The organism is Cellulomonas sp. HZM (assembly GCF_000708885.1).
Classification (GTDB): domain Bacteria; phylum Actinomycetota; class Actinomycetes; order Actinomycetales; family Cellulomonadaceae; genus Cellulomonas.
In genome coordinates, this window is record NZ_JEOE01000005.1 from 111,627 (window position 1) to 133,715 (window position 22,089).

Consider the following 22,089-nt stretch of genomic DNA (forward strand, 5'->3'; position numbering starts at 1 on the left):
CCCGACGCCAACGATGGCGAACGGTCCGGAGGCCTGACGGGCCTTGTCGATCCTCATCGTCGAAAGGTCGATCCATGCTGCCCAGCACGCACCCACGTCGGCTCCGCCGGCCCCGCAGAGCGCTCTCCGCGCTGCTCGCGGTGGCCCTCGCCGGCACCGTCTCCGCCCTGGCCGTCGCGCCCGCGAGCGCGCACGGCTCGTCGTCGTCGGACCCCGATCTCGGCCCCCACACCATCGTGTTCGACCCGAGCATGCCGGTCGACCAGATCCAGGCGAAGGTCGACGCGATCCACGCCCAGCAGGTCGACGCCGAGATGGGCGACGGCCGCTACGCGATCCTGTTCAAGCCCGGCACGTACGGCACCACCGAGCACCCGCTGCGCTTCCAGGTCGGGTACTACACCGAGGTCGCAGGGCTCGGGCAGAACCCCGGCGACGTCAAGATCAACGGCGCGATCGAGGTCTACAACCGCTGCCTGCCCGTCCCCGAGGGCTCGGACCCCAACTGCATCGCGCTCGTGAACTTCTGGCGCTCCCTGTCCAACCTGTCGATCAACTTCGTCGGCGGGGGCGACGGCTGCCGCGACAGCGCCAACTTCTGGGCCGTGTCGCAGGCGGCGCCCATGCGCCGCGTCGAGCTCACGGGCGCCAACCTCTCGCTCATGGACTACTGCACGGCCGGGCCGCAGTACGCGTCCGGCGGGTTCATCGCCGACTCGAAGATGCCGTTCGTGGTGAGCGGGAGCCAGCAGCAGTTCATCACCCGCAACAGCTCGGTCGAGGGCTGGAGCAACTTCGTGTGGAACCAGGTGTTCTCCGGCGTGGAGGGCGCGCCCGCGGGCGGTGCCTTCACCGACGACAACAAGTACACGACGATCGCCGCGACGCCCGTCTCGCGTGAGAAGCCGTACCTGTACGTCGACGGCAAGGGGAAGTGGAACGTCTTCGTCCCCGCGGCGCAGAAGAGCTCGGTCGGGACGTCGTGGAAGAACGGCTCGACCCCGGGCCGGTCGGTGCCGCTGTCGAAGTTCTACGTCGCCAAGCCCGGTGACTCCGTCAAGCGCATCAACCTCGAGCTGCTCGCGGGCAAGAACCTGCTGCTCACGCCGGGGATCTACGACAACGACCGCACGATCCTCGTGCCGCGCGCCAACCAGGTGGTGCTGGGCCTGGGGCTCGCGACGATCGTGCCCGAGAACGGTGTCGTGGGGCTGCAGACGCTCGACGCGCCGGGCATCGACGTCGCCGGGCTCATGTTCGACGCGGGTGCCAAGAACTCGCCCGCGCTGCTCGTCGTCGGCACGCAGCTGTCGAAGATCGACGGCCTGCTCAAGAAGCAGCACCTGTCCGACCCGTCCAACCCGACCGCGCTGCAGGACGTGTTCTTCCGCGTCGGCGGTGCCCACGTCGGCAAGGCCACGCAGTCGCTCGTGGTCAACGCGAACAACGTCGTCGTGGACCACACGTGGGCGTGGCGCGCGGACCACGGCCAGGGCGTCGGCTGGACCGTCAACACCGCCGAGACCGGCGTGCTGGTCAACGGCAACGACGTGCTCGCGACGGGTCTGTTCGCCGAGCACTACCAGAAGTACAACGTCGTGTGGAACGGCGAGCGCGGCACGACGATCTTCTTCCAGAACGAGCTGCCGTACGACGCACCGAACCAGGCGGCGTGGAAGCACGGCTCGACGCTCGGCTGGGCCGCGTACAAGGTCGCGCCGAACGTGAAGAAGCACGAGGCGTGGGGTCTGGGCAGCTACATCTACACGAACGTCGACCCGACGCTGCACGCCACGCAGTCGTTCGAGGTGCCGACGACCGCGGGGGTCAAGCTGCGCAACATGATCATCGTGTCGCTCAACAACGCCGGGACCATCGACCACGTCGTCAACGGCGTGGGCGGCCCGGCGGCGGCCGCGCCTGGTGGCTCGACCACGGCCTACCTCGCGGAGTACCCGCAGCCGTGACCGTGCGGCACGCGGGCTCACGCTAGAGGCCGACGACGAGCGGGCCGCCTCCCCTCACCGGGAGGTGGCCCGCTCGATCGTCGTCCGGCCCACCCGGCTACATCGCGGCGCGGACCTCGATCGGCAGCCCCGTCGCGTGCGCGAACCGCCCGGCCCACGAGACCGCCTCGGCACGGTCGTGCACCTCGACCACGGTGAACCCGCCGACCGACTCGTCGGAGGCCACCACGGGGCCGGTCGACTCGTGCACGTCGCGGCCGTCGGCCCGGACGGTCGTCGTCTGCGCCGCGGGCTCGAGACCGCACGCGAACACCCACAGCCCCGCGGTGCGCAGCTCCTGGTCCAGCGCGTCGACGTCGCGCATGATCTCGTCGATGTTCGCGGGCGCCGGCCCCTGCGGCTGCACGAACGTGAGCACGAACTTGGCCACCGTGTCCTCCAACGGTCCGGTGCCGCACGCGGTGCGCGGCGGGACCCATCTCACTCCGGTCGGCCCCGTCGCGCATCCTGCGTGCCTCCCGCGTGCAGCCGGCCGTGGGGTTGTCGTCGCCCGGCGCGCGTGGCAGCGTCGCCGTGTGACCGACGAGGACGCACAGCTCCCCGCCCAGCAGGTTCCCGACGAGCAGCTTCCCGACGAGTGGGACCCCGACCAGCTCCCCGCCCAGCACGGCCGCACGTTCGTCGTGACCGGCGCCAACAGCGGCACCGGTTTCGAGGCCGCGCTCGCGCTCGCGGGGGCGGGTGCGCACGTGGTGCTCGCGGTGCGCGACGGGTTCAAGGGCCAGGCCGCGGCGGACCGGATCCGCGGGCAGCACCCCGACGCGTCCCTCGACGTGCGCCGGGTGGACCTCGCGTCGCTGCGCTCGGTGCGCGGCTTCGCGGCCGACCTCCTGCGCGAGGTCCCGCGCATCGACGTGCTCGTCAACAACGCCGGCGTGATGGCCCCGCCGCGCCGGTTCCAGACGGTCGACGGCTTCGAGCTGCAGCTGGGCACCAACTTCCTGGGCCCGTTCGCGCTCACCAACCTGCTGCTCCCACGGCTGCTCGAGTCGCCCGCGCCCCGCGTCGTCACCATGAGCTCGGGCGTCGCGCTGTGGGGTCGCATCCACCACCAGGACCTGCAGTGGGTGCACGGCTACCGACCGCAGCGCGCGTACGCGCAGTCCAAGCTGGCCGACCTCTACCTCGCGCAGCACCTCGCGCGTGCGGCGGACGCCCGGGGGTGGGACCTGCGCAGCACCGCCGCGCACCCCGGGTTCGCGCGCACCAACCTGCAGACCGCGGGGGCCGCCCTGGGCCGCGACAAGCCGCGCCGCTCGCTGTTCACCGTGCTCCCGGTGCCCTCGCAGTCGGCGGCCGCAGGCGCGGAGCCGCTGCTGGCGGCGGCCACCGACCCGGCCGTGGCGAACGGCGCCTACCTCGGCCCGGCCGGCCCCCTCGGCCTCGTCGGCCCGCCCGCCCCGGTCCACCTGACGCGCCGCATGCGTGACCCGCGCGCTGCGGCATGGCTGTGGCAGGAGTCCGAGCGCCTCACAGGCACCCACCTGCCCCACTGACCGGGGTCGGCTCGCGCCCGCCGGCTCCGCGTGACTCGTCGGCGTCGACGAGAGCGCGCGTCCGGCCCGAGAGCGAGGGTTCTACGTTCGACTCTCGCGCCGAAGGCTCGCGCTCGCGGGTGCCCGGCGCCCGCCGGGCGGGAGCCGGGGGCGCGGGGAGGAATGGTGAAAGAACGGGTGGCGGCGGGCTCCGCAGTGGTTGAGTGGGGCAAGGTTCCGCGACGAGCGGCGGCCTCACCCCCCTCGAAGGAGAGCAGATGTCGCGTGCCGTGCGCCGGGTCCCCGTCCTCGCGCTGACCGCCGGGCTGAGCGCTGCCGCGCTCGTCGCCGGGCTCGCGGGGTGCTCGCACGAGCCGCCCGGGCCGCAGGCCGAGGCGAAGGCGTTGGCCGCCGCGCTCTCGTCGGGCAGCTTCACGGCCGTGCACCTGACGGACGGCACGGCGGCGGCCGACGAGCGGACGGCGGCGTTCGAGGCGCTCGGGAACCGGACGCCCGAGGTGAAGGTCGCGTCGGTCGTCGTCGACCCGGACGACGACACGGCCGCGACCGTGAAGCTCGACTGGTCGTGGGACATGGCGGCGCCCGACGACTGGACGTACACCGTCGTCGGCGCGATGCACCGCGAGAAGGACGAGTGGTCCACGGCGTGGAACCCCGCGCTGCTCGCGCCGGACCTCACGGCCGACGAGAAGGTCGTCGTGCACCGGGTGCAGGGCGCGCGGGCCGACGTGCTGGGCGCGAACGACGTGCCGCTCGTGACCGAGCGCGCGGTGCAGCGCATCGGCATCGACAAGACCCACGTCGCCGCCGCGGACCAGCCGAAGGCCGCGAAGGCCCTGGCCACGGCGCTCGACATCGACTCGGCGGCCTACGTGAAGCGGGTCGCGGGTGCCGGGTCGAAGGCGTTCGTCGAGGCGATCGTCGTCCGCGACGGCGACAAGGCGTACGACGTCGCGAAGCTGACCGCGATCGACGGGGTGTCTGCGGTCGCCGACAAGATCCCGCTCGCGCCGACCCGGACGTTCGCGCGGCCGGTGCTCGGCACGGTGGGCGCTGCGACCGCGGAGATCGTCGAGAAGTCCGACGGGCAGGTCGCGGCCGGCGACACCACGGGCCTGTCCGGCCTGCAGCGGCAGTACGACGCGCAGCTGCGCGGGACGCCGGGCATGACCGTGGACGCGGTCGACGGCGACGGCGCGGAGCGGCAGCTGTTCGAGGTCGCCGCGACGGACGGGACGCCGCTGCGCACGACGATCGACGAGACGCTCCAGACGATCGCGGAGGACACGCTCGCGAAGGTCGGTCCGGCGAGCGCGCTCGTCGCGATCCGGCCCTCGACCGGGGACGTGCTCGCGGTCGCGAGCGGTCCGGGCGGCAACGGGATGTCCACCGCGACGCTCGGCCAGTTCGCACCGGGCTCCACGTTCAAGGTGGTCTCGACGCTCGCGCTGCTGCGCACGGGCCTGTCCGCGGACTCGGGGGTCACCTGCCCGACGAGCATCACGGTCGACGGCCGCGAGTTCCGCAACTTCCCCGACTACCCGAGCGCGCACACCGGCGACATCGACCTGCGCACCGCGTTCGCCAACTCGTGCAACACGGCGTTCATCGGCCAGCGGGACACCGTCTCGCAGGACGACGTGATCGCCGCCGCGGGGTCGCTCGGGCTCACCGGCTCGGGCCCGCTCGGCTTCGCGGCGTTCCTGGGGGCGGTCCCCTCGGACTCCAAGGGCACCGACCACGCGGCGACGATGATCGGCCAGGCGCGCGTGCTCGCCTCGCCGCTCGGCATGGCGACGGTCGCGGCGTCGGTCGCGCACGGCGCGACGGTGGTGCCGCGGCTCGTCGTGCCCTCGTCGGACGCGACGCCCACGCCCACGGCCTCGCTGTCCGCGACCCCGGCGCCCACCGAGTCTGCGCGACCCGTGGTCGCCCTCACCGCCGACGAGGCGAAGGAGCTGCACGGCCTCATGCGCGGCGTCGTGACGTCGGGCGGCGCGACGTTCCTGCAGGACGTGCCCGGCGGGGAGGTCGCGGCGAAGACCGGCACCGCCCAGTTCGGCACGGGCGACGACCTGAAGAACCACGTGTGGATGATCGCGATCCAGGGCGACCTGGCCGTGGCGGTCTTCGTCGACGAGGGCGTCTACGGCTCGACGACGGCCGGCCCGCTCCTGGAGCGCTTCCTCACCAACATCCCCCGCTGACCCCGCACTCACCCACCTAGCGCCGAGCGAGCGCGCCAGTTTCGGACGAGAGACGAAGTCCAGACGCGCTCACTCGTCCGAAACTGGCGCACTCGCCGCCGACCCGGGCGAGCCGCAGACGCCGCACGGGCGGCCGGGTCCAGGTGGACCCGACCGCCCGTGGGCGTGGACGACGTCAGTCGCGGTTGATCGTGAACGTCGACGTGGTGTTCTTGATGTCCTGGAAGTTGTTGGACAGCTTCAGGTTGTGGAAGGTCACCGAGCCGACGGCCGGGCCCTGGCCCGCCTCCGGCATCTCGTTGACCCAGATGCCGAACCCGGACTTCGCGTCCCAGGCGTCGCCGGACTTCTTGGCGCCGCTGATGGAGACGTTGGTGAAGACCGTGTCGGTGATGGGGTTCTGCGCGGTGGAGCCGACGTAGTTCGTCTGGAACATGATCCCGGAGTAGGTCGGGTCGACGATGTCGACGTTGCTCACCCGGATGCCCTGGAACTTCTTCGACGCCGAGAACACCCAGATCGCGGGGAACGTCTGGTTGCCCCAGAAGTGGCCGCCCGCGCGGACGATCGAGATGTTGTCGAACGTCGTCGGCGACGCGGACCCGAACTCGTCCATCGGGTACCCGAAGTCCAGCGAGCTGATCGTGATGCCCGAGTAGACCAGGGTGTCCGCGATGTAGATGTTCCGGAACGTGTTGCCGTAGCCGCCGTAGACCGCGAGGCCGGCCGCGCGCCACGTGAGCAGCGAGGTCAGGTTCTCGTAGACGTTGCCGGTCTGGCCCGAGCCGCCGTTGTCGGTGGCCGCGAACAGGGCGAACGAGTCGTCACCCGTGCCGCGTGCCTCGATGTTGGCGACCCGGTTGTTCGCGCTGCCGTTGGTCATGTTGATGCCGTCGGCGAACGTGTCCCGGATACGGGAGTTCGTGATGGTGCTGGAGTCCATGTTCGACGCCCAGAACATGCAGATCATGTGCTCGACCCAGAGGTCGTCGACCGTCATGCTCGCGACGTTCGTGAAGTCCAGCACCTTGCCGGGGCCGTCGATGCGCGACGTGTAGTTGCCCCAGTAGGAGAAGCTGCGGAACTTCGAGCCGTTCGCCGACGCCTCGGCCCGGAAGCCGATGTCGGTGTTCTCCTGGTCGGTCGGTGCGAAGAACCGGGTGAACCACGGGCCGGCGCCGACGATGTCGACCGCCTTGCCGTACACCTGGAACTTGTTCGCGGTGGAGTAGTCACCCTGGGGCAGGTAGACGCCCTTGAGCTTGCCGGTGGTGTCCTGGCGGAACTTGTCGAGCGCGTCCTGCACCGCCTGGTGCGTGAAGCCGGTGGGCGTCACGTACGCGGACGGGTCCGGGTTCGCCTTGGGCGTCGCCAGCTCGGTGTTGATGAAGTCGACCGTGACGGGCTGCGGGTTGGACGCCGTCTTCTGCAGACGGATCGTGGTGCCCGCCTCCAGGGTCGTGCCGAGCAGGGTGTTGGCCTCGTCGTAGATGTGCCGGGGGCCGCCCGCGCTCGGGCTGTTGCCCGGATTGGTCTCGTTCCCGTACAGCCACGCGAACTTCGAGGTGAGGTCGAGGCGCTTGAGGAACGTCCCGCCCGCGTAGATGTCGATCGACCCGCTCTGGCCCGTGCCCGCCGCGTTGTCCGGGATGGAGAACCGGGTGACGAGCGTGTTGGTCGACTTCTTGAGCGTCCACTCGACGTAGGAGCCGTTGGTGGACAGCGTCACCGCGCGGCGCCCGGAGGCCTCGCCCGCGAGGTCGCCGACCGTGCGGTTGGGCGAGAGCACGGTCGCACCGCCGCCCGTCCGGCCGTCCTCGGCCTCGTAGGCGTCGTACGGCATGGAGGCGCCGCGGCCGACGAAGATCCCGCCGGACGTGGTGTTGTTGCCCTGCTTGCCGGCGACCTCCGTGGAGTCGGCCGCGACGGCGGACGTGACGGTGTAGTTCCCGTCGGCCGCCGTCCACGTGCCGAGCGTGACCTGCGCGCTCGTCGCGCCGGCCGCGATCGCGCCGCTCACCGAGCCGGTGAACGTCTTGACCGTCGCGCCCGACGAGTCCTTGAGCGTGACCGTGATGCCGTGCGAGCCCGACGACGTGGCGATGTTGCCCGCGTTGGTGATCGCGCCGGTGAACGTGACGGTCGCGCCGGCCGCCGGCGTCGACGGCGACCAGCTCACCGCGGGCACCAGGTCGGAGCTCGGCACCGCCGAGACGGCCAGCTTCGTCGGGCTCGCGTAGGAGTTGTTCGCCTCGTTCTGCTCGACGACGGTGTTGTCCGGGTCAGCCGTCGCGCCGATCGTGTAGCTGCCTGCGGCGAGCGCACCGATCGCCTTGGTGACGGTCGTCTGGCCGCCGGCCGCGATCGCGCCGACGTTCGCCGTGCCGACCGCGTTGCCGTCGACCGTGAACGCGACGGTCGTGGCCGCCGAGGCGAGCGTGCCGACGTTCTTCACGGTCGCGCTCAGCGTGATCGTGTCCGACTCCACCGGGCTCGACGGAGACGCCGTGACGGCGCTGACCGTGAGGTCCGGGTTGGGCGCGGGCGTGCCGATCGCCTCGAGCTCGGCGACCTGCCCGTTGCCCGAGCCGCTGTTCGCGGTGAAGCTCAGGCGCACGTCGCTGGCCGTCGCGCTCACCGGGATGCTCACCGCGTTGCCCGAGCCCGGCGCGAACGAGTACGTCGCGGACGACTTGATGGTCGACCACGAGCCGCTGCCCGTCTTCGCCTCGATCGAGAACGTCTGCGTGCGCGCGCCCCACGCCGAGTCGGGGTTGAGCTTGACGTTCACGCCCGTGACCGTGCTGGTCGAGGACAGGTTCACGGCGAGCGTGCTCGGGTACTGGCCGCCCGCGCCCTCCCAGTAGGTGGTGCGGTCGCCGTCGACCGCGTTGGCCGCGACGTAGGTCCACTCGGTCGACGAGGCCGTCGCCGGGCGGTTCAGCGCGAGGTTCTGGCCGGTCGGCGTGGTGCCGTTCGTGACCGTGAACGATCCGCTCGCCGAGTTGTTGGACTCGTTCGACTCGTCGATCGCGTTGGTCGGGTCGACGACCGCGGAGGTCGTGTACGTGCCGACGGCCTTGGTGCCGATGCTCGTCGAGACCGTCGTGCTCGCGCCCGCGGCCAGCGCCGGGACGGCGACCGTGGCGACGGCGGTGCCGCCCACGGACAGCTGCACGCTCGTGGCCGCGGCGGCGCCGTCACCGACGTTCTTCACCGTGGCGGCCAGCGTGATGGTGTCGCTCGTCGTCGGGCCAGCCGGCGTCGTCGTCACGGACTGCACCGTGAGGTCCGGCTTCGCGACGGGGTTCGTCGTCGGCGAGCCCCACACCTGCAGCTCGGCGACCTGCCCGTTGCCCGCCCCGGTGTTCGCCGTGAACACGAGCCGGACGTCCGTGACGGTCGACGTCAGCGGGATCGTGACGAGGTTGCCCGACGACGGGCTGAACGCGTACGCCGCGGACGCCTTGATCGTCGACCACGCGCCGCTGCCGCTCTTGCCCTCGACGGAGAACGTCTGCGTGCGGTTCCCCCATGCCGAGTCCGGGTTGAGCTTCACGATGACGCCCGTGAGCGTGCTCGACGCCGCGAGGTTCACCGCGAGGTTGCTCGGGTACTGCCCGCTGGCGCCCTCCCAGTACGTGGAGGTGCTGCCGTCGACGGCGTTGCCCGCCGCGTAGGACTGCGTGTACGACGACGCCGTCGCCGGGCGGCCCTGCGAGAGGTTGCTGCCCGTGGGGGCGGGCGTCGTCGGGGTCGTCGGAGCCTGGCCGAGCACCTCGAGCTCCGAGAGCTGGGCGGCCGGCCAGCCGGTGTTCGCCGCGAACTGCAGGCGCACGTAGCGCACGGAGGAGTCGGTGACGTCCACCGGCACGTTGTTGCTCGAGCCGTCGAACGCGTACGAGGCCTGCGACTTGATCGTCGTGAACGTGCTGCCGTCCGTGGATCCCTGGACCGTGATGGTCTCGTTGCGGGCGCCCCAGCCGGCGGGCAGCTTGAGGTTGAGGTCGGTCACGGTCGACGCGGCACCGAGGTCCACCTGGACCCACTGCGGGAACGCGTTGTTGTTCGACTCCCAGTAGCTGCTCTGGCTGCCGTCGGTCACGTTGCCCGACACGTAGGGGGAGTTGCTGCTGCTCGACGTGGTGGCCTTGCCGGCGGCGAGGTTGGTGGTCACGGCCTGCGCGCTCTGCAGCGCGACGAGCCCGAGGGGTACGACGAGCGCGACGGACGCCGTGGCGACGGTCGCTCTCCTGAGGGTGGTTCGCATGGGTCGTCCTTGATCTCCCGCGCGTGCGCGGGGTGGGCCGGTCCGGCGGTGCTGCAGTCGTGCGCGGCGCGTCGGGTCGCAGCGGTGCGACGGGGCGGGCCTGGTGCCGGGACGGCGGGCGGTCGTTCGACGGGTGGTGCCGTGGGCTGACGCGCCGCCGCCGGTCGAGGGGTCTGACCGGCGTGTCCGCGACGTGGTGCCGCCTCGGAGGGACGCAATGACCGGCGCGTGCTCACGCCGACCGTGACATGCGCGAGTTGCCAGACGTGCACAACTTTGTGCGACCGATCTGTCAACTTCTTGCGTGTCGTAGTGCCAGACCCTACGAATCGAATCGGGACGCGTCAAGACGAACCGGGACACCGCACGCGCGGGTCGGAACTGGCTCGCCTGACGAGCCGATTCCCACCCGCTCCGGCCGGGGAGTGAGAGGCCGAACGAGGAGCGGGGAGCAGGGGGTGGCCTACTCTCTGGGCGTGAGCATCCGAAGCGCCGTCGCCCGCGGCTACTGGCGGCTGAGCCGCTGGCGGCTCGAGACCGAGCGCGTGCCGTCCGACGGCGCCGGCATCCTCATCGGCGCACCGCACACCTCCAACTGGGACTTCGTGCTGATGCTGGCGATCGCCGGCGAGGCCGACCTGCCGATCCGCTGGCTCGGCAAGCACACGCTGTTCAAGAAGCCCTTCGGGCCGCTGATGCGCGCGCTGGGCGGCATCCCCGTGGACCGCCGCGACCCCGCGGGCCTGGTCGATGAGTTGACCGAGCGGCTGCGCACCGGATCCGGCTTCTACCTCGTCGTGACGCCCGAGGGCACGCGCAGCGGTGACGGCTGGAAGTCCGGCTTCTACCGGATCGCGCGCGCGACCGACCTGCCCGTGACGCTGGGCTACGTGGACCGGACGACGATGACCACGGGCCTCGGCCCGACGATCCGGCTGACCGGCGACGTGGGCGCCGACATGGACGTCGTGCGCGCCTTCTATGCCGACAAGGCGGGCCTCGTGCCCGCGCGTCGGACCGAGCCGCGCCTGCGAGAGGAGCACCGCGGCGACACCGCGGGCTGATCCCCCGTTCGGGGTGCGGGTCACCAGAGGTCGACGTAGGGTCAAGGCACCGTCAAGCCGCAGGGAGGTGCCGCATGGGTCTCGACGACAAGATCCGCAACACGGCCGAGGAAGCCAAGGGCAAGATCAAGGAGGCCGCCGGCAAGGCGACCGACGACGAGAAGCTCGAGGCCGAGGGCAAGGGTGACCAGGCGAAGGCCGACGTGAAGCAGGCGGGCGAGAAGGTCAAGGACGCGTTCAGCTGACATCCCACGGGTACGTCGTCGGCCGTGGGCTGCAGCCGGCGACGTGGATGCCCAACACCGAAGGGGTCCTTCCGCTTGCGGAGGGCCCCTTCGTGGCGTCCAGGGCCGGTTCGAGGCCGCGCCGCCTCTGAGGCACAGGTGATGCGCGACACACCCGATCGCGTGACCTGCAGCGATGCAACGTCAGCCCCCGTTAGCGGATCGCGGGGCCGCAGCGCGCAGACCGGGCGGGTGAAATCCGCGGATGTCCGAATTAGCCTCGTTAGGGGTCTTTCCTAACCGGGTGGTCAGTGGGTAATGTCCCACTTGTCAGCGAAACGGCAAACCCTCCGCAAGGAGGGGACGCAAAGCCACGGGACCCACGACGGTCAGCCGGGCTACCGAACAGACAGGACACGAAGATGGACACCACGGGATACCCCGCAGACCCGGCCGAGGTCACGTCCTTCCCCGCCGCTCGCACCGCGGCCTGGTCCGCGCTCGCGGCCCGCATGGGAACCCTCGCGCTCGTCCCCTCGCAGAACGACGACGGCATCGCCGCCTGATCGTTCTGGACCCGTACATCACGAAGGCGTCGCCCACAGCCCGGGCGGCGCCTTCGTAGTTTCCGCGATGTGCTCCGGACCGTACATCGTCGCAGGTCCGAGGGGTGACCACCCGTCGAGGGGTGATGGAACTACGGTGCCGTCGTGCACTAGCGTGCCCATGTCTGCACGCTTCGCCCCGATGCGTGCACCTTCGAAAGGGACAGCGCTCCATGGACAGCTTCTGGGACTGGTTCTGGCTCCTGATCTGGTGGTTCGTCTTCTTCGCGTACCTCGTCATCCTGTTCCAGATCCTGGGTGACCTGTTCCGCGACCGCACGGCGAGCGGCTGGGCCAAGGCGGCCTGGATCGTCGGCCTCGTCATCTTCCCGTTCCTCACGGCCCTGGTCTACGTGATCGCACGCGGCAAGGGCATGGCCGAGCGCCAGGTCGCGGCCGTCGCGCAGGCGAAGCAGGACACGGACTCCTACATCCGCGAGGTCGCCGGCAAGTCGCCGGCCGAGCACATCGCGGACGCGAAGGCGCTGCTCGACCAGGGCGTCATCGACGATGCGGAGTTCGCCAAGCTCAAGGCCAAGGCGCTCGCCTGACCTGAGCAGGACCGACGCAGGACGAGAGCCCGGCACCCGCGGAGGGTGCCGGGCTCTCGTGCGTCGAGGAGCGCAGGACTACAGCTCGCCCTGCCGCTGCAGCACGCGCATCGACACCCAGCCGATCGGGATGCGCAGCCAGTAGGTGACGACGCGGAACAGGATCGCCACCGACGTCGCGATACCGATGTTGATGCCCGTCACGGCCGAGAGGGATCCCGCGAGCGCGGCCTCGATCGCACCCATGCCGCCCGGCGTCGGGACCATCGCGCCGGCGGTGTTGCCCGCGAGGTAGATGATCGCGACCTGGATGAGCGTCGCCTCCTGCCCGAACGCGCGCAGGCAGGCGTCGAACGCCGCGACGTACCCCAGCGTCATGAGCAGGTTGCCGCCCACGGCCAGCGCGAGCCGCCACGGCCGGCCGAGCACGTCGACCAGCCGGGGCCAGGTCTGGCGGATCGTCGGCATCGTCTTCGCCAGCACCCACTGGCGCACCGCCGGGATCAGCAGCGACGCGGCGACGAGCGCCGCGACGATCGCGATGACGAGCAGCACCACCGGGGAGACCGGGAGCGTCGACTCCTTGTTCCCGGACGCGATCGTCAGCACGACGAGCAGCGCGACCGTGACGATGAACTGGCTGACCTGCACGAGCGCGACGGTCGCGCCCGCGAGGGTCGCGCTCACGCCACGCTTGGTGAGCAGCCGCAGGTTCATGGCTGCCGGCCCGATGCCCGCGGGGGCCGCGAGCGCGACGAACGTCGCGGCGGACTGCACCAGCACCGTGCGCCACAGCGAGAGCTTCACGGGAGAGAACGCGACGAGCGCGAACGCCGCCCCGAGGAGCGTGAGCAGGCCGAGCGCGAAGGCCAGCACGCTCCAGCGCCAGTCGCTCTGCGAGACGGCGTGCGTGATCTCGTCGAGGTTGATCTGCGTGACGATGAAGATGACCGCGAAGATCGGCAGCACGATCGTCAGCACGGTCCGCATGCCGAACCGGACCAGCTGCTGCGGCTCGACGTCGGCCTCGGGCAGCCGCTCGACGAGGGCCGCGCGCAGCTCCGCGAGCACCTTCTTGTCCGCGCGCATCTCGTCGCGCGTCTGGCGTGGCAGCGAGATGGTCTGCAGGAGCGGGCCGATCGCGGCGATGTCCTGGTCGGACAGCACGCCGGCCGCGGAGTCGATCGCGCGCCGGGCGCCCACGCGCAGGGCCAGCAGCGCGAGCATCTGCGAGTCGTCCATGCGGCGGGCCAGCTCCGAGGACGCGACGTACCCCTGCTCCCAGCCGGTCACCCAGACGAACGGCCGTCCGGCGACGTTCTCGACGAGCACCGTGTCGCTCGTGAGCGCGCGGTGCGCGAGGCCCGCCGAGTGGACCAGCTGCAGCTGGGCCCACACCTCGGCGAGCAGGTCGTCGGTCAGGTCGTCGGGCTCGAGCTCCGTCAGCGGGACCGCCCGCTCGGGACGTGTCTGCACCATCAGCATCGAGTCGTCGGCCTCGGCGACCGCGAGCAGGCTGGGCGTGCGCACGCCGGCCGCGTGGGCGGCGTAGGACAGCAGCGCGTTGTGCTCGGCGGCCTGCCGCAGTCCGACGACCTGGCGCCCCTCGAGGCCGCGCAGCCGCAGCGACCGCCACGCGCGCGAGAGCATGCCGGCCACCTGGCGGTCACCGTCGATGACGACGACGTCGAGCTTCTCGTCGTCCGCGGTCGTCAGCTCGTACGCGCGGTAGCCCGTCGCTCGCATGAGCGCACGCGCGGCCGCGTCGCCGCCCAGCGCGTGCGGGTCGTCGTCCGCCTCGGGGATGCGGCGCACGTGGGCCGGGTCGAACCCGGCGCGACGGATGCCCGCGACCAACGCGTCGCCGTACGCGCGCTCGGACCGCACGCCGGACCAGAACCGCATCCCGAGGCCGGCGAGCCGTCCGACGAGGAGCGAGATCGCCAGCCCGGGCAGCGAGACCTGAGCGGTGACGAGCAGGATGCCGACCGCGACCCACAGCAGGTTCCACGACCAGCGCACGCTCGTGCGGCGTGCGCGCGGCCCGGACACCGTCAGGAGGCCGGCGAGCATCGCGACGTACCCGGGCATCGTGACGACCCAGTCGCCCTTGACGAGCACCGAGAGCCCGACCGTGAGGTCCTCACCGCCGAACTCGTGCACCAGCCACAGCACGAGGCCGTTGAGCAGGATCGCAGCGACCGCGGCGCCCAGCGCCTCGAGCACCTGGCGACCCAGCCGGCGCAGCGCGAGCTCGGTGATGACGGCGACCGGGACCACGAGCGTGACGAGACCCTCGAACACCTGCACGGGGACCACGAGGATGCGTCGCAGGAGCGTCGCGAAGCCCTGCACGTCCTCCGCCACGCCGGTCGTGGTGTGCTGCGCGTACGTCGCGAGCACCATGACCACCACGACGGCGGCAGCCGCGAGGACGGTGCCGATGAGGTCGCTCGGGTGGTGGACCCGCATCGTGGGGTCGTCGTCGTCCACGACGACCTGGGGGGCCTGCGGCTCGGGCGCCGACCGGGGTGCGTCGGGCTCCTCGTCGGCCTCGCGACGGGCGGACGACGGCGCGGACATAGGGGCGAGTCTAGGCGCGGCGTGCGGCGTGGTCTTGCGCACGCGCAGGGGCCCCGCGCTAGCGTGACGTGCAGTTCTTCCGTCGGGCGGCCAGCCCCGACGGCGAGCGCGACGAGCACGAGGAGTCGAGCCATGACGTATCCCACGCCCGCCGAGGTGTCTGCGCAGCTGCGCCGCTTCTGGTGGCTGCCCGTGCTGCGCGGTGTGCTGCTGCTCGTGCTCGGCCTGTTCATGCTGTTCCACCCGTTCGACACGCTGACCGCGCTCGCGTGGCTCGTCGGTCTGTTCACGATCGTCGACGGCGTGCTGATGATCGTCTCGGCGCTCGCGGACCGGAAGGACACCGGCGTGCTGTGGCCCGTCGTGGGTGGCCTGCTCGCGATCGCCGTCGGTGTCGTCGTGCTGATCTGGCCCGCGCCGACCGTGCGGGTGGTCTTCTACCTGATCGCCGCCTGGATCGTGATCCTCGGGATCGCGGGGATCGTCGCGTCGATCGCCGCCCACCACCAGGACAGCGAGACGTGGTACTTCCCGCTCACGTTCGGTCTGGTGAGCCTGCTCATCGGCCTGCTGCTGCTGACCAACCCGCAGACGTCGGTCGCCGTGGTGATGGTGATCCTCGGGATGTTCACCCTGGTCGCGGGCGTCGTGCTCGTCGTGACTGGCTTCGCCGCGAGGTCGGTGGGCAAGCGCCTGGAGACGGCGGGCCCGACGGTCATCGAGGTCTGAGGACGTCTCAGCCCAGATGCAGCGACGCCCGTAGGTCCGCGGGCAGCAGGGCGTAGCCGATGAACACGGTCATGTCCATGACGGTGTGCGCGACGACGAGCGGCATGACCCTGCGGCGGCGCCGGTAGTACTCGGCGAACACCAGGCCCATGACGAAGTTGCCGAGCAGCGCGCCCCAGCCCTGGTAGAGGTGGTACGAGCCCCGCAGGGCCGCGCTGGCGACGACGATCGCGGGCTCGCGCCAGCGGAGGTCCCGCAGCCGCTCCATGAGGTACCCGACGGCGACGACCTCCTCGAGCAGCGCGTCCTTGAGCGCGAGCAGGATCAGCATCGGGACGGTCCACCAGTAGGTGCCGAGCGCGGAGGCCTGCACCTCCACGGCCATGCCCATCGCGCGCGCGGCGGCGTACAGGCCGAGGCCCGGGATGCCGATGAGCGCCGCGAGGCCGACGCCGACGCCGAGGTCACGCAGCGGCCGCGTGAACGTGAGCCCGATGCGCCGGACCGCCGAGCGGCCGTTCGCCGAGAGCAGGTAGAGAGCGAGCGTGACGGGCATGAGCGCGAACCCGATCGCCAGCACCTGGTAGGTCAGGTCGAGCCACGGGCGCGGTGACAGCGAAGGGTTGAGCGTCGTCGACTGGTCGCCCAGCGCGGGGCCCACGGTGAGGCGGTCGACGATGTTCACGATCGCGTACACGCCCGAGCGTCCGAGCGACAGGCCGAGCACGATCCACACCTCGACCGTGAGCCGGCGCCGCCACGCGCGCTCGTCGGGCTGCGGCACGGGCGACCCGCTCGCCACCGTGCGCTCCTCCTGGTCCGTCACGCGCGCAGCGTATGCCCGCCGTCTGGACGTCGCCTGGACGCGACCTGGACGGCGGGCAGGGCGAGCGGTGGCCGGCTCACGTGAAGCGGCGCAGCCGCAGCGAGTTGCCGACGACGAGCACCGACGAGAACGCCATCGCCGCGCCCGCGATCATCGGGTTGAGCAGCCCCAGCGCCGCGAGCGGGATCGCCGCGACGTTGTACGCGAACGCCCAGAACAGGTTCTGCCGGATCACGCGGAGCGTCGCGCGCGACAGCCGGATCGCCTGCGCCGCGGAGCGCAGGTCACCGCGCACCAGCGTGAGGTCGGCGGCCTCGATCGCGACGTCGGTCCCGGTCCCCATCGCGAGCCCGAGGTCAGCCTGCGCGAGCGCCGCCGCGTCGTTCACGCCGTCGCCGACCATCGCGACCCGCGCGCCGCCGGCCTGCAGCCGCTCGACGGCGGCGACCTTGTCCGCGGGCAGCACCTGCGCGACGACGTCGTCGATCCCGACCTCGCGCGCGGCGGCACGTGCGGCGCCCTCGTTGTCCCCGGTGAGCAGCACGGGCCGCAGCCCGAGGTCGCGCAGCTGTGCGACGGCCTCGTGCGACGACTCCTTCACGGGGTCGCGGAGCACGACGACGCCGCGCGCCGAGCCGTCCCACGCGACGACGACCGCCGTCGCACCGTCGGCCTCGGCCGCGTCGAACGGCTCGCGCAGCCCGTCGACCGCGACGCCCTGCTCCGCCAGCCACGCGGGGCGGCCGACGAGCACGCGCCGGCCGAGCCCCACGCCCGCGTGCGCGGTACGCACGACTCCGGTGACGCCGTGGCCCGCGTACGTGCGGAACTCGTGCACCTCGTCGGAGCCGATCGCGACGCCGTCGGCGCCGGTGGCCGGGGACTCGTCGTCGGGCCCGCTCCCCGTTCCCGCCGCTGCCACGGCGCGCGCGATCGGGTGCTCCGAGAGCCGCTCGACCGCGGCAGCGAACCGCAGCACCTCGTCGCGCGAGGTGCCCGGGGTGAGGACGTCGACGACGGTCATCCGGCCCTCGGTCACGGTGCCCGTCTTGTCGAGCACCACGGTGTCGACCGCGCGCGTCTGCTCGAGGATCTCGGGGCCCTTGATGAGGATGCCGAGCTGGGCACCGCGTCCCGTGCCGACGAGCAGCGCGGTCGGCGTGGCGAGCCCGAGCGCGCACGGGCACGCGATGATCAGCACCGCGACCGCCGCGGTGAACGCCTGCTGCGCGTCTGCCCCGGAGAGCAGCCATGCCACGAGCGTGCCGACCGCGAGCACCAGCACCACGGGGACGAACACCGCGGAGACCCGGTCCGCGAGCCGTTGCACGGGCGCCTTGCCCGTCTGGGCGGTCGCGACGAGCCGACCGATCTGCGCGAGGCGGGTGTCGTCGCCCACGCGGGTCGCGCGCACGACGAGCGAGCCGGTCGTGCTGATCGTCGCGCCCGTCACCTCGTCGCCCGGTGCGACGTCGACCGGCACGGGCTCGCCCGTGAGGAGCGAGGTGTCGAGCGCGCTCTCGCCGCGCACCACCACGCCGTCGGTCGCGACCTTCTCACCGGGTCGCACGACGAACTCGTCGTCGACCTCCAGCTCGCCGATCGGCACCCGGACCTCGGTTCCGCCGCGGAGCACCGCCACGTCCTTGGCGCCGAGGTCGAGCAGCGCGCGCAGGGCGTCGCCGGCGCGGCGACGCGAGCGGTGCTCGGCGTACCGCCCCGCGAGCAGGAACGTCGTCACGACGGTCGCGACCTCGAAGTACAGCTCCGGCGACGAGCCGTCGTGCGCGGCGCGCGGCCACAGGGACGGCATCATCGTCATGCCCAGCTCGCCCGCACCGCCGAGCAGCAGCGCCCACAGCGACCAGCCGGTCGCCGCGACGATGCCGATCGAGACGAGCGTGTCCATCGTCGACGCCCCGTGCCGTGCCGCGCGCGCCGCCGCCCGGTGGAACGGCCACGCCGCCCACGTCACGACGGGCAGCGCGAGGGCCGCGACGACCCACTGCCACCCGGTGAACTGGGCCGCGGGGACCATCGACAGCAGCACCACGGGGACGGTCAGCACCGCCGCGACCACCAGCCGGGACCGCAGCTCGGCCCCGCGCGCGTCGGTCGGCGCGGACGTGTCCTCGTCGGGGTCCATGTCGTGCCCCGGCGCCATGGTGTGCCCGGACAGCGCGTGCTCCCGCGCATCCATCCCACCCATCGCGCCCATCCCGTGCTCGTCGGCACCGTGCTCGCCGCCCGCGAGCGCGCCACTTCCGGTCGAGCGAGCGTGTCCAGACCTCGTCTCTCGTCCCAGACTGGCGCGCTCGCCCGCAGGGCGCGACGAGCGGGTGGGGGTGGCGTCGTAGCCCGCCGCGCGGACCGCGGCGACCAGGTCCGCCGGGGTGGCGGTGGGGGTCGTCGGGTCGTCGGGGGTGGTGATCGTGACGTGGGCCTGCTCGAGAGGCAGGTTGACCGTCGCGGTGACGCCCGGGAGGCGGCCCAGGCGCTTCTCGACGCGGGCCACGCACGACGCGCAGGTCATGCCCTCGATCGCGAGGTCGACGACGAGCGGTCCTGCGGTGTCCGGGGTGCTGCTCACAGCAGCGACCGGCGGGGGGTGAGGACGTAGCCGGCCTCGTCGACGGCCGCGGCGACGTCCGCGTCGGCGAGCGGCGCGTCGGACGTCACGGTGACCCGCGACGAGCCCCCGACGACGAGCTCGACGTCGACCGACGAGACGCCCGGCAGGGCGCTGACCTCGGTGGTGACGTGCTGCACGCAGTGGCCGCAGGTCATGCCGTCGACGCCGTAGGTGGTGGTGGTCATCGTGGTTCTCCTCGGGGTTGTCAGCTGCGGACGAGACGGGCGATCGCGTCGGCCGCCTCCTTGACCTTCGCGGCGCCCTCCTCGGGCGACTGCCGCGCGGCATCGACGACGCAGTGGGACAGGTGGTCCTCGACCAGGCCGATGCTCACGGCCTGCAGCGCCTTGGTCACCGCGGCGATCTGCGTGAGGACGTCGATGCAGTACACGTCCTCGGCCACCATGCGCGCGATGCCGCGGACCTGCCCCTCCACGCGGCGCAGGCGCTTGAGGTAGTCGTCCTTCGCGTCGGTGTAGCCGTGCATCGTGCCTCCCGCTCGGTTCGTCGTGATCGCTCGCAACAAGGTACCCCCCAGGGGTATTCCGGTTGGCGGGACCTGGGTCCCGGGACCGGCACAATGGTCGCCATGCGGGTCTCGGCGAAGGCGGACTATGCGGTGCGGGCGTGCGCCGAGCTGGCGGCGAGCCCGCACGGTGACCCGGTGACGGCCGACGTCCTGGCGGGCGGCCAGGGGCTGCCGGTGAGCTTCGTCGAGCGGATCCTCGGCGACCTGCGGCGCGGCGGGCTCGTCGCGAGCGTGCGTGGCCGCGCGGGTGGGTACCGCCTGGCCCGTGCCGCCGACGAGATCACGCTCGCCGAGGTCATCCGTGCGGTCGACGGACCGCTCGTGACGGTGCGTGACGAGCGCCCGCCGAGCCTGAGCTACGAGGGCTCGGCGGCGTCGCTGCTCGACGTGTGGGTCGCGCTGCGCGCGAGCGTGCGCGAGGTGCTCGACCAGGTCACGCTCGCGTCGCTCGTCTCGGGGAAGCTCCCCGCGCACGTGCGGGAGATGGCCGAGGATGCGGCGTCCTGGGAGAACCCGTAGCCCGAGCGGGTCCGGAGAGCGGGTCGCCGAGCAGGCGGACGAGCCGGTCCGACGAACGGGCCGACGAGCCCGCGCGCCGAGCGCCGCGTCCCAGATCGTGGATGCTCGATTGAATTCCTACCCGCTGAGTCGGAATGATCGGGGAATCCCGCCCCCGATCGAACAGGTCCGTCCCCGTGCGCAAGCTCCTGCTCCTGGCCCTCGTCGGCCTCGCCGCACAGCTCGTCGACGGCAGCCTCGGGATGGCGTACGGCGTCACGTCGACCACGCTGCTGCTCGCGATCGGCACCAACCCCGCCGCCGCGTCGGCCACGGTGCACCTCGCAGAGATCGGCACCACGCTCGCGTCCGGCGTCTCGCACTGGCGGTTCGGCAACGTCGACTGGCGCGTCGTGCGCCGCGTCGGCGTCCCGGGCGCGGTCGGATCGTTCCTCGGCGCGACGGTCCTGGCACGGCTCTCGCTCGACGTCGCCAAGCCGGTGATGTCCGGCATCCTGCTCGGCCTCGGCATCTACATCCTCGTGCGGTTCACCCTCAAGGGGCTGCGCAAGGACCGGCTCGGCCAGCCGCTGCGCCGCAGGTTCCTCGCCCCGCTCGGCCTGGTCGCGGGCTTCCTCGACGCGACGGGCGGCGGCGGCTGGGGGCCCGTGGGCACGCCCGCGCTCCTCTCGTCGGGCCGCATGGAGCCGCGCAAGGTGATCGGCTCGATCGACACCAGCGAGTTCCTCGTCTCGATCGCCGCGAGCGCCGGCTTCCTCATCGCGCTCGGCACCGCGGGCATCGACGTGCGCTGGGTGCTCGCGCTGCTCGTCGGCGGCATCATCGCCGCACCCGTCGCAGCGTGGCTGGTCCGGCTGCTGCCGCCCCGGGTCCTCGGCTCGGCGGTCGGCGGGATCATCGTGCTCACCAACGTCCGCACGATCGTCGGCGACGACGCGCTCGACCTCCCCTCCGCGGCCCGCGCCGCGCTGCTGTGGACGGTCGTCGTGGTGTGGGCCGCCGCCGTCGCGTGGTCCGTGCGTGCGTACCGCATCGAGAAGGCGGCCGACGAGGCCGCAGGCGTGACCGCCCCGGTCGACGACGCCCCCGTCCCGCCCGGCCTGCACCACGCGGGCGCCGTCGCGGCCGCCGCGCGCGCGTCGAGCGGGTCCGACGACCTCACGCCGGTCACCGCCCGCGACTGACCCCCGCACGCTCGATCGGCGCACGCACGCGCCCGATCGGCGGCATACTCGCCTCGATGAGCAGCGCTGCCGACGACCCGCGCCGCCCCGAAGACGCCGGGGCGTCATCAGGCGAGCGCGAGCCCGGGACGAGCCCCACGGCGTGGGAGCCGACGCCGTCGGTCCCGTTCCCCCGACCTCCGGTGGCCGACGCCGCCGACGAGCCGCCCGTGCGCCGGTTCAGCGAGCACGCCGCGGTGCGGCCGCAGTACGCGTCGTGGGGTCGGCGAGCCGTCGGGCACGTCGTCGACATCGCCGTGATGGCCGTGCCGGCGGCGGTCGCGCTCGGCTACGGCACCGACGACGGCATGTCGGTGGTGCTGCTCGGGGTCGTCTGGTTCCTCGCCTGGTTCGGCGGCAACCGCGTGTACGCGCAGGGCCGGTACGGCGTCTCGCTGGGCAAGTGGCTCACCGGCGTGCGGCTGGTGCGCACGAGCGACGGGCGGGCGTGCGGCATCGGCCGGGCGCTGCGGCGTGAGCTGCTCCACCTCGTCGACCTGGTCTCCGTGGTCGGCTACCTGCAGCCGTTGTGGGACGGCCGCCGCCGCACGTTCGCGGACACGATCAGCGACACGACGGTCGTGGTCTGACCGGCTGACCCGGC

At 72.2% G+C, this 22,089-nt stretch carries 18 protein-coding genes and 1 riboswitch; of the genes, 11 read left to right on the plus strand and 7 right to left on the minus strand.

Annotated features, from left to right (window positions below):
• Positions 1-74: 74 nt before the first annotated feature.
• On the plus strand, positions 75-1,967 hold the full coding sequence (locus AW16_RS0105050) for a hypothetical protein (protein WP_029288647.1): 1,893 nt from the start codon (positions 75-77) through the stop codon (positions 1,965-1,967).
• A gap of 97 nt (positions 1,968-2,064) precedes the next feature.
• Here the strand turns inward: AW16_RS0105050 and AW16_RS0105055 are convergent, their stop codons facing one another.
• Complete coding sequence (locus AW16_RS0105055) at positions 2,065-2,397, minus strand: YciI family protein (RefSeq protein ID WP_029288649.1); 333 nt, start codon at positions 2,395-2,397, stop codon at positions 2,065-2,067.
• Between the two features lie 145 nt (positions 2,398-2,542).
• Between AW16_RS0105055 and AW16_RS0105060 the strand changes: the two genes are divergently transcribed.
• Complete coding sequence (locus AW16_RS0105060) at positions 2,543-3,523, plus strand: oxidoreductase (protein ID WP_231495951.1); 981 nt, start codon at positions 2,543-2,545, stop codon at positions 3,521-3,523.
• A 257-nt stretch (positions 3,524-3,780) separates the two neighbouring features.
• Positions 3,781-5,730 (plus strand): penicillin-binding transpeptidase domain-containing protein, encoded by a 1,950-nt coding sequence (locus AW16_RS0105065; RefSeq protein WP_029288653.1) that lies wholly within the window; start codon positions 3,781-3,783, stop codon positions 5,728-5,730.
• Positions 5,731-5,905: 175 nt separating this feature from the next.
• Here the strand turns inward: AW16_RS0105065 and AW16_RS0105070 are convergent, their stop codons facing one another.
• Positions 5,906-10,000 (minus strand): CARDB domain-containing protein, encoded by a 4,095-nt coding sequence (locus AW16_RS0105070; RefSeq protein WP_034648134.1) that lies wholly within the window; start codon positions 9,998-10,000, stop codon positions 5,906-5,908.
• A gap of 476 nt (positions 10,001-10,476) precedes the next feature.
• On the opposite strand from AW16_RS0105070, the gene AW16_RS0105075 reads away from it, so the two are divergent.
• The 4 genes from AW16_RS0105075 (at position 10,477) to AW16_RS0105090 (ending at position 12,444) form a co-directional block, all read left to right on the plus strand.
• Positions 10,477-11,064 carry a 1-acyl-sn-glycerol-3-phosphate acyltransferase gene (locus AW16_RS0105075; RefSeq protein ID WP_029288657.1) on the plus strand — a complete coding sequence of 196 codons (588 nt, stop codon included), beginning with the start codon at positions 10,477-10,479 and terminating at the stop codon, positions 11,062-11,064.
• 74 nt (positions 11,065-11,138) lie between these two features.
• A complete protein-coding gene (locus AW16_RS16875) occupies positions 11,139-11,309 on the plus strand; it encodes a CsbD family protein (RefSeq protein WP_034648135.1) in 171 nt (56 codons plus the stop codon).
• A gap of 309 nt (positions 11,310-11,618) precedes the next feature.
• Positions 11,619-11,694: riboswitch (cyclic di-GMP riboswitch) on the plus strand.
• 16 nt (positions 11,695-11,710) lie between these two features.
• Positions 11,711-11,854, plus strand: a complete 144-nt coding sequence (locus AW16_RS18330; RefSeq protein ID WP_156044053.1) for a hypothetical protein — start codon at positions 11,711-11,713, stop codon at positions 11,852-11,854.
• A 212-nt stretch (positions 11,855-12,066) separates the two neighbouring features.
• A complete protein-coding gene (locus AW16_RS0105090) occupies positions 12,067-12,444 on the plus strand; it encodes an SHOCT domain-containing protein (protein ID WP_029288660.1) in 378 nt (125 codons plus the stop codon).
• A gap of 78 nt (positions 12,445-12,522) precedes the next feature.
• Here AW16_RS0105090 and AW16_RS0105095 read toward each other — a convergent pair whose 3' ends face one another.
• Positions 12,523-15,027: a lysylphosphatidylglycerol synthase transmembrane domain-containing protein gene (locus AW16_RS0105095; protein ID WP_081861455.1), complete on the minus strand. Its 2,505-nt coding sequence runs from the start codon at positions 15,025-15,027 to the stop codon at positions 12,523-12,525.
• A 132-nt stretch (positions 15,028-15,159) separates the two neighbouring features.
• Between AW16_RS0105095 and AW16_RS0105100 the strand changes: the two genes are divergently transcribed.
• Positions 15,160-15,756 (plus strand): HdeD family acid-resistance protein, encoded by a 597-nt coding sequence (locus tag AW16_RS0105100; RefSeq protein WP_029288664.1) that lies wholly within the window; start codon positions 15,160-15,162, stop codon positions 15,754-15,756.
• Positions 15,757-15,763: 7 nt separating this feature from the next.
• On the opposite strand, the gene AW16_RS0105105 is transcribed toward AW16_RS0105100, so the two are convergent.
• From AW16_RS0105105 to AW16_RS0105120, 4 genes are all read right to left on the minus strand, one after another.
• Positions 15,764-16,582: a CPBP family intramembrane glutamic endopeptidase gene (locus AW16_RS0105105; protein WP_231495952.1), complete on the minus strand. Its 819-nt coding sequence runs from the start codon at positions 16,580-16,582 to the stop codon at positions 15,764-15,766.
• 76 nt (positions 16,583-16,658) lie between these two features.
• Complete coding sequence (locus tag AW16_RS0105110; protein ID WP_081861465.1) at positions 16,659-19,115, minus strand: heavy metal translocating P-type ATPase; 2,457 nt, start codon at positions 19,113-19,115, stop codon at positions 16,659-16,661.
• A gap of 53 nt (positions 19,116-19,168) precedes the next feature.
• Positions 19,169-19,399, minus strand: coding sequence for a heavy-metal-associated domain-containing protein (locus tag AW16_RS0105115; protein ID WP_029288669.1), 231 nt, complete (start codon positions 19,397-19,399; stop codon positions 19,169-19,171).
• Positions 19,400-19,419: 20 nt separating this feature from the next.
• Positions 19,420-19,701 (minus strand): metal-sensitive transcriptional regulator, encoded by a 282-nt coding sequence (locus AW16_RS0105120; protein WP_029288671.1) that lies wholly within the window; start codon positions 19,699-19,701, stop codon positions 19,420-19,422.
• Positions 19,702-19,803: 102 nt separating this feature from the next.
• On the opposite strand from AW16_RS0105120, the gene AW16_RS0105125 reads away from it, so the two are divergent.
• From AW16_RS0105125 to AW16_RS0105140, 3 genes are all read left to right on the plus strand, one after another.
• Positions 19,804-20,262, plus strand: a complete 459-nt coding sequence (locus AW16_RS0105125) for an Rrf2 family transcriptional regulator (protein ID WP_029288673.1) — start codon at positions 19,804-19,806, stop codon at positions 20,260-20,262.
• A 176-nt stretch (positions 20,263-20,438) separates the two neighbouring features.
• Positions 20,439-21,446 carry a sulfite exporter TauE/SafE family protein gene (locus AW16_RS0105130; protein WP_081861456.1) on the plus strand — a complete coding sequence of 336 codons (1,008 nt, stop codon included), beginning with the start codon at positions 20,439-20,441 and terminating at the stop codon, positions 21,444-21,446.
• Positions 21,447-21,502: 56 nt separating this feature from the next.
• A complete protein-coding gene (locus AW16_RS0105140; RefSeq protein ID WP_081861457.1) occupies positions 21,503-22,075 on the plus strand; it encodes an RDD family protein in 573 nt (190 codons plus the stop codon).
• Positions 22,076-22,089 lie beyond the last annotated feature (14 nt).